This is a genomic window from Caballeronia insecticola, assembly GCF_000402035.1.
Lineage (GTDB): Bacteria > Pseudomonadota > Gammaproteobacteria > Burkholderiales > Burkholderiaceae > Caballeronia > Caballeronia insecticola.
Genome location: NC_021287.1, coordinates 1224868 through 1241587, shown reverse-complemented (window position 1 = coordinate 1241587; position 16720 = coordinate 1224868). Strand labels below are relative to the sequence as shown.

Here is a 16720-nt window from a genome sequence, read left to right as displayed (position 1 = left end):
CGCTTCGTCGTTTTCTCCTCTCATCCGGCCATCCCGACCCATGAGCGTCACCGCCGCCGTTGCCACGCCCTGTGAAACGTTGCGCGCTGCCTACAAGGCGGCGAAGGCGGCGCTCATCGAACGCTTCCAGTCGACGTCGAACGTCGAGCCGTTGATGCACGCCCTCGCCCGCGCCACCGACGACGCCCTCAAAGGCGCTTGGGCCGCGTGCGAGATGCCGGCCGAAGCCGCGCTCGTGGCCGTCGGCGGGTATGGGCGGGGCGAGCTCGCGCCTTATTCCGACGTCGACATCCTCGTTCTTTTGCCCGAGACGCCGACCCGCAGCGACCCCGCCGAACTGAATGGACGCGTCGAGCGCTTTATCGGCATGGCGTGGGATCTGGGGCTCGATATCGGCAGCAGCGTGCGTTCGGTCGAGCAGTGCATCGCCGAGGCGGGCAACGACATCACCGTGCAGACATCGCTGCTCGAAGCACGGCGGATCTGCGGCGATACGCAACTGTTCCAGCGCTTCTCCGCGCGCTATCACGAGACGCTCGATCCGCGCGCGTTCTTCCAGGCGAAAGTGCTGGAAATGCGCCAGCGGCACGCGAAGTTTCAGGACACGCCGTACAGCCTCGAACCGAACATCAAGGAAAGCCCCGGCGGCCTGCGCGACCTTCAGCTCATCCTGTGGATCGCGCGCGCGGCGGGCTTCGGCAGCAACTGGCGCGAACTCGATACGCGCGGGCTCATCACCGAGCGCGAGGCGCGCGAACTGCGTCGCAACGAGGGCTTTCTGAAGGCGTTGCGCGCGCGACTGCACGTGATCGCGAAGCGCCGCCAGGACATTCTCGTGTTCGATCTGCAGACGCCGCTCGCCGAGAGTTTCGGCTTCGAGGCGACCACCGCCAAGCGCGCAAGCGAGCAACTGATGCGCCGCTACTACTGGGCGGCGAAAGCGGTCACGCAGCTCGCGACCATCCTGATTCAGAACGTCGAGGCGCAGCTGTTTCCGTCGACGAGCGGCATTACGCGCGTGATCAGCGGGCGTTTCGTCGAAAAGCAAGGCATGCTGGAAATCGCCCGCGACGACGTGTTCGAGCGCGAACCGCACGCCATCCTCGAAGCGTTCCTGCTGTACGAGCAGACGCGCGGCATCAAGGGACTCTCCGCGCGCACGCTGCGGGCCATCTACAACGCGCGCGACCTGATGGACCGCAACTGGCGGCGCGATCCGGAAAACCGCCGTCTGTTCATGGAGATCCTGAAGCAGCCCGAAGGCATCACGCACGCGCTTCGGCTCATGAACCAGACGAGCGTGCTCGGACGCTATCTGCTCAACTTCCGGCGCATCGTCGGGCAGATGCAGCACGATCTCTATCACGTCTATACGGTCGATCAGCACATCCTGATGGTGCTGCGCAATCTGCGGCGTTTCGCGATCGCCGAGCACGCGCACGAATATCCGTTCTGCAGCCAGTTGATGGGCAACTTCGAGCGCCCGTGGGTGCTCTATGTGGCGGCGCTGTTTCACGACATCGCGAAGGGCCGCGGCGGCGATCATTCGACGCTCGGCATGGCGGACGCCCGGCGGTTCTGCCGCGAGCACGACATCGGCCATGAAGACACCGAGCTGATCGTGTGGCTCGTGCAACAGCATCTGACGATGAGCCAGGTCGCGCAGAAACAGGACACGAGCGATCCTGAGGTCATCAAGCAGTTCGCGTCGGTGGTGACGACGGAGCGCAGGCTCACGGCGCTGTATCTGCTGACCGTTGCAGACATTCGCGGCACCAGCCCGAAAGTGTGGAACAACTGGAAGGGCAAGCTTCTCGAAGACCTGTACCGCGCGACGCAGTCCGTGCTGGGCGGCGCCGAGCCGGACACACATTCGGAACTGAAGTCGCGCCAGGAAGCGGCGCTCGCGCTGTTGCGGCTCGAAACCGTGCCGGAGCATGCGCAGAAGCGGCTGTGGGATCAGCTCGACGTCGGCTATTTCCTGCGTCACGATCCCGCCGACATCGCATGGCAGACGCGCGTGCTGTACCGGCACGTCGAAAGCGACGAGCCGATCGTGCGTGCGCGGCCCTCGCCTATCGGCGCGGCGCTGCAGGTGCTCGTGTACGTGAAGGACCGGCCGGATCTGTTCGCCGGCATCTGCGCGTATTTCGACAAAAACGGCCTGTCCGTGCTGGATGCACGCGTCACGACGACGCGGCATGGCTACGCGCTCGACAACTTCCTCGTCGCGCATCCCGATCACGACGGGAGTTATCGCGATATCGCCAATCTCGTCGAGCAGCAGCTGGCCGCGCTGCTGACCGACGAGCGCATTCTTCCGGAACCGTCGCGAGGTCGGCTGTCGCGGCTCGTGCGCACGTTTCCGATCACGCCGCGCGTGGACCTGCGTCCCGACGACCGCGGCCAGTACTACATCCTCTCCGTGTCGGCCAACGACCGGCAAGGCCTTCTTTATTCGATCGCGCGAGTGCTCGCGCAACACCGGATCGGCGTGCAGGCGGCGCGCATCAACACGCTCGGCGAACGTGTCGAGGACGTGTTCCTGCTTGACGGCAAGAGCCTGTCGAGCAACCGCACCCAGATCCAGGTCGAAACCGAACTGCTGCGCGCAATCGCAGCCTGAGACTTTATGCGCGTCAAACTGACAGCCAAACATCCGCGTCCCACGTCGGCGACGCGATCGCCGGTACGTTCCGGCACATCCACCGGGCGCAAGCCGGCTCATGCCACCGCGCCCGACGAAGCGCGCGGCCCACGCGCGGCGAAGCCCGGCGCCGAGAAGCGCGGCGACGCGCGGCCGTTCAAGCCGCGTGGTGATGATTCGCGTCCGGCTTTCGGTGAGCGCGGGCCAAGGAAATCGTTCGAGGGTCGTCCGCCGGCGCGTGGTGAGCGGCCAGCGGGCGGCGATGAGCGTCGTCCGTTTAAACCGCGCGGCGATGATTCGCGTCCGGCGTTCGGCGAGCGCGGGCCAAGGAAATCGTTCGAAGGTCGTCCGCAGACGCGTGGTGAGCGGCCAGCAGGTGGCGATGAACATCGCCCATTCAAACCGCGTGGCGATGATTCGCGTCCGGCGTTCGGTGAACGCGGGCCGCGGAAGTCGTTCGGAGATCGTCCGCCGGCGCGTGGTGAGCGGCCAGCGGGCGGCGATGAGCGTCGCCCGTTCAAACCGCGCGGCGATGATTCGCGTCCGGCGTTCGGCGAGCGCGGGCCGCGGAAGTCGTTCGAAGATCGTCCGCAGACGCGTGGTGAGCGGCCAGCGGGGGGCGATGAACGTCGTCCGTTTAAGCCGCGGGGCGATGATTCGCGTCCGGCGTTCGGCGAGCGCGGGCCGCGCAAATCGTTCGAAGATCGTCCGCAGACGCGCGGCGAGCGGCCAGCGGGTGGCGACGAGCGTCGCCCGTTCAAGCCGCGTGGCGATGATTCGCGTCCGGCGTTCGGCGAGCGCGGACCGCGCAAATCGTTCGAAGATCGTCCGCAGACGCGCGGCGATCGGCCATCTGGCAGCGACGAGCGTCGCGCATTCAAACCGCGCGGCGACGATTCGCGCCCGGCGTTCGGCGAGCGCGGACCGCGCAAATCGTTCGAAGGTCGTCCGCCGGCGCGTGGTGAGCGGCCAGCGGGTGGCGACGAACGTCGCCCGTTCAAACCGCGTGGCGACGATTCGCGTCCGGCGTTCGGCGAGCGCGGACCGCGCAAATCGTTCGAAGGTCGTCCGCCGGCGCGTGGTGAGCGGCCAGCGGGTGGCGACGAACGTCGCCCGTTCAAGCCGCGTGGCGACGATTCACGCCCGGCGTTCGGCGAGCGCGGGCCGCGCAAATCGTTCGAAGATCGTCCGCAGACGCGTGGCGAGCGGCCATCTGGCAGCGACGAGCGTCGCGCATTCAAACCGCGTGGCGACGATTCACGCCCAGCGTTCGGCGAGCGCGGGCCGCGCAAATCGTTCGAGGGCCGTCCGCCGGCACGCAGCGAGCGGCCGGCCAGCGGCGATGAGCGTCGCCCGTTCAAGGCACGCGACGAACGCAGCGAACCGCGCACGCCGGCGCCGAAACCCGCAGCGAAGCCGCAAGCACCCGTCGCCGATGACGCTCCCAAGCATCGTCCGCACAACGACGGCCTCGTGCGGCTGTCGAAAGTCATGTCGGAACTCGGTCTCTGCTCGCGCCGCGAAGCCGACGAATGGATCGAGAAAGGCTGGGTGCTCGTCGACGGCGAAGTCATCGACACGCTCGGCTCGCGAATTCGTCCGACGCAGGACATCGAAATCCTGCCCGCCGCGCGCTCCGCGCAGTCGCAACTGGTGACGATCCTGCTGCACAAGCCGGTCGGATATGTCTCGGGACAGGCGGAAGACGGCTATGAGCCGGCCGTCACGCTCGTCAATCAAGCCAATCACTGGGCCGAGGACCACTCGGGCATCCGCTTTTCGCCGGGGCATCTTCGCACGCTCGCACCCGCGGGGCGTCTCGATATCGACTCCACCGGCCTGCTCGTACTCACGCAGGACGGGCGCATTGCGAAGTTGCTGATCGGCAGCCATTCCGAAGTCGACAAGGAGTATCTCGTGCGCGTGCGCTTCGGCGAGCACACGGTCGATATCGATCAGCATTTGCCTGCCGAAAGCCTAGCCCTTCTGCGTCACGGCCTCGAACTCGACGGCGTGCCGCTCAAGACTGCGCAAGTCAGCTGGCAGAACGGCGAGCAGCTTCGCTTCGTGCTGCGCGAAGGCAAGAAGCGCCAGATCCGTCGCATGTGTGAGTTGGTCGGGCTGGACGTTGTCGGACTGAAGCGCATTCGCATGGGCCACGTCACGCTCGGCACGCTGCCGGCCGGACAGTGGCGCTACCTGGCGCCGGGCGAGAGTTTCTAAGCGACGAAGAGACGCGCGAACGTCCGATCGAACGTTCGCACGGTCTCGTGTTGCGTCGCAAAAAAACGACGTTTTGCACCAAAAATTGGCACGACGCTGCTCCGGTCGTGCCTTTTTCTTTGTCGTCGTTTTTTGGCTAAAGAAAATTAACCACCGATCCGATACACCTGTCATGAGGGTACGCGCCGCGCGCGGCATCGTGGAAACTGAGGCAGCCAAGGATCAAGCAGCATCGAACGGCATTGAAGGAGAACCGCCATGTCAGTTGAGATCATCGTTCGTGAAACCGGAACCGGCCTTGAAATCGTCAGCGGCCGACGACGGCTCGAGGCCCTGCTCGCGCTGCGCGACGAAGTCGTCGTGATGAGCCCCGGTGTCGGGGAAATCGTGGTGGCCCGCCTGCCCGACGGACGCCTGCAAGCCTCCGCGAATCCCGAGCATGTCGCCCTGTTCCGTCAACCGGAAATCAGCGGCACGCCGAGATCGATGGCATAAGAGAAAGGCCGCCCGGTGAGGAGCGGCCTTCTGTGCCTCTGTGCTGCTGCACTTCGGCGCTTGTGCGTGATTCGAAGCGGCTTACGCGAGCGACGAATCAATCGTCGCGCGCCGGATCGAGTCCCGGAAACAGCACTTCGGTGAAGCCGAACTTCGAGAAGTCGGTGATGCGCATCGGGTAGAGCTTGCCGATCAGATGGTCGCACTCGTGCTGCACGACGCGCGCGTGAAAGCCCTCGGCGAGCCGTTCGATCGCGTGGCCGAACTGGTCGAAGCCTTGGTAGCGGATCATCGAGAACCGCTGCACCGCGCCGCGCAGCCCCGGCACCGAGAGACAGCCTTCCCAGCCCTCCTCCATGTCGTGCCCGTTCGGCGTGATGATCGGGTTGATGAGCACCGTCTCCGGTACCGACGGCGCATCGGGATAACGCTCGTTATGCCCGAAGCCGAAGATCACGACCTGCAGATCGACGCCGATCTGCGGTGCGGCAAGCCCCGCGCCATTGGCGTCGTGCATCGTGTCGAACATGTCCTGCACGAGCGCGTGCAGTTCAGGCGTGTCGAAATGTTCGACCGGCTGTGCGACGCGCAACAGCCGCGGGTCGCCCATCTTCAGGATTTCTCGAATCATGGAGTGACTCCTTCCAAAAGCTTACGCATGCCGTCTTCGTCGAGGACGGGAACCCCGAGTTCTTCCGCTTTCACGAGCTTGCTGCCCGCTTCCGCGCCCGCCACGACGTAGTCGGTCTTCTTCGATACCGAGCCGGCCACCTTGGCGCCAGCCGTCTCCAGCATCTCCTTTGCTTCTTCGCGCGAGAGCGTGGGCAACGTGCCCGTCAGCACGACCGTCTTGCCGGCCAGCACGCCCTGGGGCGCCCTCGGCGCGGGCGGCCCTTCCGGCCACGACACGTTCGCGCGCAACTGCTCGATCACGTGCTGGTTGTGCTCTTCGCTAAAGAAATTGTGAATGGCCTCGGCGACCACCGGGCCGACATCGTTGACTTCGAGCAATTCCTCGACCGAGGCCGACAGAATCGGAGTCAGCGAGCCGAAATGCTTGGCCAGATCCTTCGCAGTCGATTCGCCGACATGCCGGATGCCGAGCGCATAGATGAAGCGCGCGAGCGTCGTCTTGCGTGCCTTGTCGAGCGAGTCGAGCAGATTCTGCGCGGACTTGTCGGCGAAACGGTCGAGCGCCGCCAGCGTCGCGAAACCCAGGTTAAAGAGATCGGCGGGCGTGCGCACGAGATTCTGCTCGACCAGTTGATCGATGATCTTCTCGCCGAGCCCGTCGATATCGAGCGCGCGGCGCTGCGCGAAGTGCCACAGCGCCTGCTTGCGCTGGGCCGGACAGAACAGCCCGCCCGTGCAGCGCGCGATGGCTTCGTCCGGGAGACGCTCGATCTTCGAGCCGCAGACTGGGCATTCCGTCGGCATGACGAACTCGCGCGCGTCGGCCGGACGCCGTTCCAGAATCGCGCCGACGACTTCGGGAATCACGTCGCCCGCGCGCCGCACGATTACCGTATCGCCGATGCGGATGTCCTTGCGGCGAACCTCGTCCTCGTTGTGCAGCGTCGCGTTCGTGACGGTCGCCCCGCCGACGAACACCGGCGCGAGACGCGCGACCGGCGTGATCGCGCCCGTGCGGCCGACCTGCACGTCGATCGCCAGCAGTTCCGTCAGCGCTTCCTGCGCCGGAAACTTGTGCGCGAGCGCAAAGCGCGGCGCACGCGACACGAAGCCGAGTTGGTCCTGCTGCGCGCGCGCGTTCACTTTGTAGACGACGCCGTCGATGTCGTACGGCAGCGTCTCGCGCTTCTCGCCCGTTTTGCGAAAGAAGCCGAGCAAGCCTTCCGCGCCTTCGACCACCGCGCGCTCCGCGTTCACCGGCAAGCCCATCTCCTTGTACCAGTCGAGCAGTGCCGCGTGCGTGGCGGGCATGTCCGCGCCTTCCAGCACGCCGATGCCGTATGCGAAGAACGACAGCGAGCGTTGCGCGGTCATCTTCGGATCGAGCTGACGCAGGCCGCCCGCTGCCGCGTTACGCGGATTCGCGAATTCGCGCTGCCCGGCCTCGCGCTGGCGCGCGTTCAGACGTTCGAAATCGCGCTTGAACATCAGCACTTCGCCGCGCACGTCGAGTCGTTTGGGCGGATTCTTGCCCTTGAGCGTCAACGGAATCGATCGGATGGTGCGGACGTTGGCGGTTACGTCTTCGCCGGTGGCGCCGTCGCCGCGCGTTGCGGCTTGCACGAAATGGCCGTCGTCATAACGCAGCGAAATGGCGAGCCCGTCGAACTTCAGTTCGCACGCGTACTCGACCGGCGCGTGGCCCAGCGCGTCCGACACGCGCTTGTCGAACGCGGCGATGTCTTCATCCGCAAAGCCGTTGTTGAGCGAAAGCATCGGCACGTCGTGAACGACAGGCGTAAAACCTTCGGCCACTTCGCCGCCCACGCGCTGCGTCGGCGAATCCGGCGTGATCAGGTCCGGATGCTCGGCTTCGATTCCCTGCAATTCCTTGAACAGCGTGTCGTAGGCGGCATCGGGCAGATCCGGCTGATCCAGCACGTAGTACGCGTAATTCGCGCGCTCCAGTTCCGAGCGCAGCCACGCCGCGCGCTCGGCCGGACGATCGGCGCTGGGCACGGGGGCTTCCGACTGGACGGCGGACTCGGCTTTCTTTTTTGCGGACATGCGGCTTCGAATGAATGTGTTGAATCGGTCAATCGATCGTTCGATTGTCTCAGAAGATCGGTAAATCGTGGCATCGGCCGAATGGCCTAAGTGCGGGCGTCGGTGCGGCGGCGCGCATGCAAAGAAAAGCGCCCCGGCGAGGGGCGCAATTCTCGATCCCGAAGCGTGCCGTCACGATCCGGCACGCGCAGATCACTACTGGCTGAACAGGCGCCGCGTCGCGGCCGAGCCGGCCGGAATGCCCGCCTGCTCCAGCTTCGCGTACAACGTCATCAACTGCTTTTCGATGGCGAGCAGCGCGGACTCGGGCAGCGGCCGGCGCTGATCGTCGACGACGCGCGCGCCGATGCGTTCCGACAGCGACTTCGCGTAATCGCACATCAGGCGGAACGGCAGGATGTCTTCGTCGGCGACGGGCACGTCGAGCACCAGCGTGATCATCTGGCCGCCCTTGTAGGTGAGGTCGTCGCGCAGGAAATTGGTGTCGCCGAACTGAAGCATGAAGACGGGATTCTGCTTCGCATCGAGCTTGACGAAACGCGTGCCGTCGCGCGAGAGCAGCAGCCCGTCCTGCGACGCGACCGCCTGCACGTAGTTCGCCGACCACGGCGCGCCGTCGGACAGGATGTTGATCGAGAGCTGCGCGTCGCACTGCGCGGCGAAGGCGTCCAGTTCGCGCGCCATGCCGACGGTTTCCATCATGTCGGGGAATTCGGGCGCGCCGTCGATGGCATCGGCCATGCGCTGCACGCCGGTCACGAACTCCGAAAATTCGAGCTCGTTCAGCGGCCCGCTGCGGTTCGCCAGTTGCGCGGCCGCACGCAGTTCTTCGTAGCGCACGCCGCTGCGCGGCAGTTCCCACGTGCTCTCGCCCTCGGGCTTGCCTTCGATGGTGACGGGCTTCGTGCCCGCGCGGCGCAGCCGTTGCGCGAGCGGCATCACGCGATCGCCCGCGACAGGTGCGGCGAGGCGGATCGGCACGACGCAGTCGATACGGCGATCCACGACCGCCGGCGGCGCCGGCGAAATGGTGGTCGCGGCGGGCATCACGGGTTCGGTGCGCTCGTCCTCGGCGCGGTTCGGCGCTTCGTCCGCGGCTTCATTGGCGGAGGTCGCCTCGGCCTGAAGATCGACGGCGGTATCCGCGGGCGCGACCGGCGGCAGCGGAGGCATTTCCATCGCCGTACTCGCGTTGCCGAAACTCGGCTCCATGCGTGCATCGCGCGGCTGCTCGCCGTCGGCGTCGCCCGTCACCGGCTCGCGGCGCGGCTGGCGCACGGGCTCGATGAACGGCTGCTCGTCGTCGGTCTCCTGGCGCGCGAGCGCGTCGGCGGCTTCGTCGGGCATCGGCCGCGGCATCCTGCGCCGCACCTTCGCGCTCTGCCACGCGTTGTACACGACCACGCCGCCCACCACCACGGCTCCGGCTCCAATCAATCCGAGTGTCAACTCGTCCATGCAGGCTCCATCATTCTTTTGGGTTTCGAAGCGCCGCGCGATCTGTCGCACGCACCCGCCGCGTTCCGGCTTCTCGCCGCCGCCTGGCCGATGCGCGCTACTCCGCGCCTGCGCACGTGGCCGGAACACGGTCCGGCCCGCCACTCATTCAAATCTCAAGCAAAACTCGCCGGCTGCCGACGCCGCGTCAGCCGTTCTGCGCAAAACCCGCCGCCGATTCCATATCCACCGCGACGATGCGCGATACGCCCTGCTCCTGCATCGTCACGCCGATCAGTTGCTGCGCCATCTCCATCGCAATCTTGTTGTGCGAGATGAACAGGAACTGCGTCTTGGCCGCCATCGCGCGCACGAGATTCGCGAAGCGTTCCGTGTTGGCGTCGTCGAGCGGCGCGTCCACTTCGTCGAGCAGACAGAACGGCGCGGGATTCAGCTGGAACATCGCGAACACGAGCGCGGTCGCGGTAAGCGCCTTTTCACCGCCCGAGAGCAGGTGAATGGTCGAATTCTTCTTGCCGGGCGGCTGCGCCATCACCTGCACGCCGGCGTCGAGAATTTCGTCGCCGGTCATGATGAGCTTCGCCTGACCGCCGCCGAACAGACGCGGGAACAGTTCGCCGAAGTGACGGTTCACCTCGTCGAACGTGCCTTGCAAGAGCGCGCGCGTTTCCTGGTCGATCTTCTGGATCGCATCTTCCAGCGTGTTGATGGCGTCGTTCAGATCGGCCGATTGCGCGTCGAGGAAGTGCTTGCGCTCGGTCGCCGCCGACAGTTCTTCGAGCGCGGCCATGTTGACCGGCCCGAGCGCGGTGATCGCGTTGTTCAGGCGCGTGACTTCACCTTGCAGATACGACGGCTTCATGTCCGTCGTGAGCTTCTCCGCGAGCGCGGTTTCGTCGACGCCCGCCGCCTGCAACTGCTCGACGAACTGCTCGCCGCTGATGCGCGCGGCCTGCTCCTTCAACTGCAATTCGTTGATGCGGTCGCGCAGCGGCTGCAACGAGCGTTCTGCGGTGAGGCGCTGCTCGTCGGTCTGACGCAAACGCGCGGTGAGATCGTCCAGTTCGACGCGCGCCGCATGCAGCGTTTCCTCGCGTGCCGCGCGCAGTTCGAGCGCGTCCTGCAAGCCGGTCGTCGCGGTCTGCTCGTTGATGGTTTCGAGTTCGGCGCGCGCGTCTTCCAGCGTGCCCGCGATGCGCTCGCTCTGGTCGTGCGCCGTCTCGATGTTGCGCTTGTATTCGTCGATCTTCGCTGCCAGCCCGCGCACCGCGAAACTCGCGTCGCTCGCCGCGCGTTCCAGTTCGCGCAGCGCGTGGCGCGCGTTCGTCAGTTCTTCGTCCAGCGCTTCGAAGGCGAGCTGGTTGTCCTCGAAACGCGCCTGCAACTGCGCGATCTCGGCATCGTGGTGCTCGAAAGCCGCTTCCGATTCCGCGCGCAACGCACGCTGCTCCTCGATCTGCGCGGCGATTTCCTCGAGTTCCTCGCCGATCTGCGTGCTGCGCTGCGTGTAGCGTTCATGCGCCTGCGCGAGCTTCAGCACGTCCAGTTGCAGCGCGTGCACACGCTGGGTGGCACGTTCGGCGGCGGCGCGCGCTTCCGCGAGCGTCTGCGACGCTTGCGTGTGCGCGGCGTCGGCGCGCACGGCGTTGGCTTTTGCTTCGTCGGAGAGCAGCGCCTGTGCGCGCACCTGCTTCGTGAGATTTTCGATTTCCTGCGCGCGCGCCAGCATGCCGGACTGCTCGGAGTCCGGCGCATACAACTGCACGCCCACGCGCGTCACGACATGCCCCGCCTTCACGACGAACGCGGCGCCGTCCGGCAATTGATTGCGCGAAGCGAGCGCCTGCGCGATGTCATCGGCGACGAACACCGCAGCCAGCCATTCGTTGAGCACGGCACGCAGGCCTGGGTCGTCGATGCGCACGAGCGACAGCAGCGAGCGCAGGCCGTGCGGCGTCTCGACCGGCTTACCCGCCACAGGCGGCGAATAGAACGCGAGCTTGGCGGGCGGCGCGTCGGTGGCGAAGGCCTTGACCCAGTCCAGATTCGATACTTCGAGCGCGGCGAGACGCTCGCGCAGCACGGATTCGAGCGCCGCTTCCCAGCCCGCTTCCACATGCAGCTTCTTCCACAGACGCGGCAGCGCGCCAAGCTCGTGTTTGTCGAGCCACGGCTGGATCTTGCCTTCGGTCTGCACGCTTTCCTGCAACGCCTTGAGAGCGGCGAGGCGCGCTTCGAGCTGATGGATATGCGCGCTTTCCTTCTGCACGCGCTCCTGCGCTTCGCGGCGCGCGGCATCGAGGCGCGGCACGGTGTCCTGCGAATCGGCGAGGCGCGCCTGTGCTTCGGCGAGAATTTCTTCGTGCTCCGCGAGCTGCATGCGCAACTCTTCGAGCTGCGCTTCGTCGGGGGCGTCGAGCCCGCTCGCTTCGTTCTTCAGACGTTCCTGGCGCTGCTGCAACTGCTGAAGCTGTTGATCCGCGTTGCGCTGATGCGCCGCTTCGAGCTTCAGCGCCTGCTCCGCGCGCGCGATGCCCGCGCGTTCCTCGTTCAGTTGCGCCTGCGCGTCGCGCCAGCGGGCTTCGAGCGCGGGCAGCGCGTCGTGCTGCGCGGCGGCGGTATCCGCAGCGATGGCGGCCTTTTCTTCGCCTTCGGCGAGTGCATCGGTGGCGGCGTCGATGTCGTCGCGTGCCTTCTGCGCCTGCATCTGCCATTGCTCGCGCTGCGCGGTGAGCGCGGCGATCTGCGCCTGCACGCGATTGCGCGATTCGACGATAAAGCGAATCTCCGCCTCCAGCCGGCTCACTTCGGCATTGGCTTCGTAAAGCGAGCCTTGCGCGCCCTGCATCGCGTCGCTCGCGCTGTAGTGCGCCACGCGCAGCGTTTCCAGTTGCGCCTCGACTTCGCGCAGACGCGCGGTCTGCGCTTCGAGCTCCACCTGCGCCTCGCGGATCGCGCGCTGCTGACGCTCGGCTTCGTTGCCCGCTTCGCGCTTGCGCAGGAGCCACAAGAGGCGCTGCTTTTCTTCGCCTTCGGCCTGCAATTCCTTGTAGCGGGTCGCGACCACCGCCTGCGCTTCGAGCTTCTCGAGATTCGCGCCCAGTTCGCGGACGATATCCTCGACGCGCGTCAGATTCTCGCGCGTGTCGTGCAGGCGGTTTTCGGTCTCGCGGCGGCGCTCTTTGTACTTCGACACGCCCGCGGCTTCTTCGAGAAACACGCGCAGCTCTTCCGGCTTCGCCTCGATGATGCGCGAGATCATGCCCTGCCCGATGATCGCGTAAGCGCGCGGGCCGAGACCCGTACCGAGGAAGATGTCCTGAATGTCGCGGCGGCGCGCGGGCAGATTGTTGATGTAGTAGCTGGACGTGCCGTCACGCGTGAGCACGCGCTTCACGGCGATTTCGCCGTAGCTGCTCCACTGACCCGCGGCGCGGCCGTCGGCGTTATCGAAAATGAGTTCGACGCTTGCCCGGCTGCCGGGCTTGCGCGCCGTCGATCCGTTGAAGATCACGTCCTGCATCGATTCGCCGCGCAACTCCGACGCGCGCGATTCGCCGAGCACCCAGCGCACGGCATCGATGATGTTGGACTTGCCACAGCCATTCGGCCCGACGACGCCGACCAACTGGCCGGGGACCTGAAAATGCGTGGGATCGACGAAGGACTTGAAGCCAGCGAGTTTTATCGAGGTCAGACGCACGGCGATATCGCTGTTTGGAATTGATAACGGAAGATAGATAGCAGACAGGCCGCAGCGCGGCCCGTCGATCGCATTCGGGTACGCAGCGCAACGTGCTTCGCGGGAACGCTCCACAGCAATGCTTCAAGCGCATCTGGCCCGGCGAAGCGGACACCATCATACCATCGCGCGAGTCGATTTCTTTTTGCTTTCCGGTGCGTGTTCGACGATGTCGGGCGCGATGTTGGACACATCAGGCGCGGGAGACGCACGCGATGCGCCCTGACGGTGCGCCCACGCCGACAGCACGCACGCCACGACGATGCAGCCGCCGCCCGCCCACTCGCGCGCGCCGGGCACTTCGCCCGCAAACAGCCACGACGACAACGCGGTCACGACGAGTTCGAACAGCATGATGATCGATGCGCGATTGGCCGGCACGCGCGCGAGCCCGATCTGCACGATGATGTTGTTGGCCGCCAGCACGACGCCCAGCCCGATCACGATGAACGTCACGGTGGGCAGAAGCGCTGCGGCGGGCGGCGCGGGCATCGGCTCGAACAGCGTGACGACGGAGGCGAGCAGCGCCGCGCCGCCGAAGATCACCGCCGTGCGCATTTCGGGCTTGAGCCGTGGCAGCGTGCGTGTGACCTTGACGACGAGCACGTTGCTCATCGCGAAGCCCATGCCGCCCATGAGCCCCGCCCATTCGGCGAGATCGGCGGGCAGCGGCATGCCGAGTTCGGGCGACCAGAGCATCGCGACGGCGCCCGCGAGCGAGAGCAGCGACAGCGCGGCATCGACGCGGGTGAGCCGCTCTTTCAGGATGAAGTGCGCGAAGATCGCGGTCCATGCGGGCGTCAGATAGAAGAGCAGCAAGACGCGCATGACCTGCCCGTGGATCGCGCCCCACACGAAGCCGATATTCGTCACGCCCGCCGCCACGCCGAGCGCGACGAGCAGCCAGTGCCAGTTGAGCGTGCTGATCGAGCGGCGCCGCAGCAGCAACACGAAGATGCACGCGGCGGCGCTGGTCGTGGCGCTGGCGGCGGTGCCCGAGAGACCCATGGCGGCGAGCATGCGCATCGGATACCAGACGAGACCCCATACCGATGCGCCCAGCATGATCGCGAGCGTCGGCCACGCCGTGCGCGTCATCGCGGCGCTCCCTGCTTCGATGCGCATGCTTCGCCTTTTTCCGTCACTGTCCACACGCCGTGCTTCATGAACCTCGTCATTCGACCTTCCGTCCTTCGTGGCGCGCGGCCGCTCCCCGCCGTCATCGCCTGACGGGCCAGGGGCGCGCGCTATAATCGTCAGCTTGCTTCGCGTCCGTTCCATGTCTTCCGATGCCGCGCTGTCATGCGCCTCGCGCCTTGCGTGCATCGCTTACTGCTTACCGGTCACGCCGTGAATCCACTTCTCAAGAAACTTCAGCCGTATCCGTTCGAAAAGCTTCGCGCGCTCTTCAAAGGGATCGAACCGCGCGCCGGATTCACGCCGATCAGCTTCGGCATCGGCGAGCCGAAGCATCCGACGCCCGCGCTGATCCGCACCGCCGTGATCGATGCGCTCGACGGCCTCGCATCGTATCCGGCCACGCTTGGCAGCGAGCCGCTGCGCGCGGCGATCGCGGCGTGGGCGAAACAGCGCTACGGCCTCGAATCGATCGATCCGGCGACGCAGGTGCTGCCCGTTTCCGGCTCGCGGGAAGCGCTCTTTGCGCTCGCGCAGACCGTGATCGACAGCCAAAGCACGATCGGCGCGGAACCGCCCATCGTACTCTGTCCGAACCCGTTCTATCAAATCTACGAAGGCGCGGCCCTGCTCGCGGGCGCCGAGCCGTATTTCGTCAACAGCGATCCGGCGCGCAACTTCGCTTGCGATTATTCCGCCGTGCCCGAGCACATCTGGGCGCGCACGCAACTGCTCTATGTATGCTCGCCGGGCAACCCGACGGGCGCCGTGCTCACGCTCGACAACTGGCGCGAGCTTTTCGCGCTGTCGGACAAGCACGGCTTCGTGATCGCATCGGACGAGTGCTATTCGGAAATCTATTTCGACGAAGCGCAACCGCCGCTCGGCGGCCTCGAAGCCGCGCGCCTGCTGGGACGCGGCTTCGATCGTCTGGTGATGCTGTCGAGCCTGTCGAAGCGCTCGAACGTGCCGGGCATGCGCTCGGGCTTCGTCGCGGGCGACGCCGCGGTGCTGAAGGACTTCCTGCTCTACCGCACGTATCACGGCGCGGCGCTCTCGACCGTGTTCCAGCGCGCGAGCATCGCCGCGTGGCAGGATGAAACGCACGTGCGCGACAACCGGGCCCAGTATCTGAAAAAATTCCAGACGGTCACGCCGATGCTCGCCGACGTGCTCGACGTACGCCTGCCCGACGCCGCGTTCTACCTCTGGGCGAACGTTTCGCGCACGGGCCTCTCGGACACCGAGTTCGCGGCGCGCCTGTACGCCGACTATAATGTGACGGTTCTGCCGGGCTCTTTCCTCGCGCGCACCGCGCACGGCACGAATCCCGGCGTCGGGTTCGTGCGTATCGCGCTGGTTGCCGAAACCGCGGAATGTGTCGAAGGAGCCCGCCGCATCGTCGAATTCTGCCGCACGCTGGCCGCTTGAACGCAGCATGAGCGCACCCTGAGCGTAGCCGGTCCAATCTCTCCATCCTTGATATCACTATGTCGCAACAACTTCAGAGCATCATCGATACCGCCTGGGAAAACCGCGCCGAGCTCTCGCCCAAGGCTGCGCCCGCCGAAGTCCGCGAAGCCGTCGCGCATGCAATCGAGCAGCTCGATAAAGGTCAGATGCGCGTCGCCGAGAAGCGCGACGGCGACTGGATCGTGAATCAGTGGCTCAAGAAGGCCGTGTTGCTGTCGTTCCGCCTGGAAGACAACGCGCCGATGCCCGCAGGCGGCTACTCCCAGTTCTACGACAAGGTGCCCTCGAAGTTCGCGAACTACACCGCCGAAGATTTCGCGGCGGGCGGCTTTCGCGTCGTGCCGCCGGCCATTGCGCGCCGCGGCTCGTTCATCGCGAAGAATGTCGTGCTGATGCCGTCGTACACCAACATCGGCGCGTACGTCGACGAAGGCACGATGGTCGATACCTGGGCCACTGTCGGCTCGTGCGCGCAGATCGGCAAGAACGTGCATTTGTCGGGCGGCGTGGGCATCGGCGGCGTGCTGGAGCCGCTGCAGGCGAACCCGGTCATCATCGAGGACAACTGCTTCATCGGCGCGCGCTCGGAAGTCGTGGAAGGCGTGATCGTCGAGGAAAACTCGGTCATTTCGATGGGCGTATATCTCGGCCAGTCGACCAAGATCTACGACCGCGAAACCGGCGAAGTCACCTATGGCCGCATTCCGGCGGGTTCGGTCGTCGTGGCGGGCAATCTGCCGTCGAAGGACGGCTCGCACAGCCTGTACTGCGCGGTGATCGTGAAGAAGGTCGACGCCAAGACGCGTGCGAAGGTCGGCCTGAACGAACTGCTGCGAGGCGACTGA

Annotated in this window: 10 protein-coding genes; 5 read left to right on the top strand and 5 right to left on the bottom strand. The window is 65.9% G+C overall.

Features of this window, described 5'->3' with window-relative positions; translation table 11 throughout:
* The first annotated feature begins 40 nt into the window (after positions 1-40).
* The 3 genes from BRPE64_RS05715 (at position 41) to BRPE64_RS32770 (ending at position 5365) form a co-directional block, all read left to right on the top strand.
* Positions 41-2626 carry a [protein-PII] uridylyltransferase gene (locus tag BRPE64_RS05715; protein ID WP_016345096.1) on the top strand — a complete coding sequence of 862 codons (2586 nt, stop codon included), beginning with the start codon at positions 41-43 and terminating at the stop codon, positions 2624-2626.
* 6 nt (positions 2627-2632) lie between these two features.
* Positions 2633-4870: a pseudouridine synthase gene (locus BRPE64_RS32100; RefSeq protein WP_044041285.1), complete on the top strand. Its 2238-nt coding sequence runs from the start codon at positions 2633-2635 to the stop codon at positions 4868-4870.
* A gap of 258 nt (positions 4871-5128) precedes the next feature.
* Positions 5129-5365: a hypothetical protein gene (locus BRPE64_RS32770; protein ID WP_144063327.1), complete on the top strand. Its 237-nt coding sequence runs from the start codon at positions 5129-5131 to the stop codon at positions 5363-5365.
* Between the two features lie 97 nt (positions 5366-5462).
* Here the strand turns inward: BRPE64_RS32770 and def are convergent, their stop codons facing one another.
* The 5 genes from def to BRPE64_RS05680 all read right to left on the bottom strand — a co-directional run bounded on the left by def (position 5463) and on the right by BRPE64_RS05680 (position 14390).
* A complete protein-coding gene (gene def / locus BRPE64_RS05700) occupies positions 5463-5996 on the bottom strand; it encodes a peptide deformylase (protein WP_016345092.1) in 534 nt (177 codons plus the stop codon).
* Entirely contained in the window at positions 5993-8065 is a 2073-nt protein-coding gene (gene ligA / locus BRPE64_RS05695; RefSeq protein WP_016345091.1) for an NAD-dependent DNA ligase LigA, read from the bottom strand. The genes def and ligA overlap by 4 nt, the downstream gene beginning before the upstream one ends.
* A gap of 195 nt (positions 8066-8260) precedes the next feature.
* Entirely contained in the window at positions 8261-9523 is a 1263-nt protein-coding gene (locus BRPE64_RS05690; RefSeq protein ID WP_044041284.1) for a cell division protein ZipA C-terminal FtsZ-binding domain-containing protein, read from the bottom strand.
* Positions 9524-9710: 187 nt separating this feature from the next.
* Complete coding sequence (gene smc, locus BRPE64_RS05685; protein WP_044041994.1) at positions 9711-13226, bottom strand: chromosome segregation protein SMC; 3516 nt, start codon at positions 13224-13226, stop codon at positions 9711-9713.
* 156 nt (positions 13227-13382) lie between these two features.
* Entirely contained in the window at positions 13383-14390 is a 1008-nt protein-coding gene (locus tag BRPE64_RS05680) for a DMT family transporter (protein ID WP_016345088.1), read from the bottom strand.
* Positions 14391-14567: 177 nt separating this feature from the next.
* Between BRPE64_RS05680 and dapC the strand changes: the two genes are divergently transcribed.
* Both dapC and dapD read left to right on the top strand, forming a co-directional pair.
* Positions 14568-15833: a succinyldiaminopimelate transaminase gene (gene dapC, locus BRPE64_RS05675; protein ID WP_016345087.1), complete on the top strand. Its 1266-nt coding sequence runs from the start codon at positions 14568-14570 to the stop codon at positions 15831-15833.
* A 59-nt stretch (positions 15834-15892) separates the two neighbouring features.
* On the top strand, positions 15893-16720 hold the full coding sequence (dapD, locus tag BRPE64_RS05670; protein WP_016345086.1) for a 2,3,4,5-tetrahydropyridine-2,6-dicarboxylate N-succinyltransferase: 828 nt from the start codon (positions 15893-15895) through the stop codon (positions 16718-16720).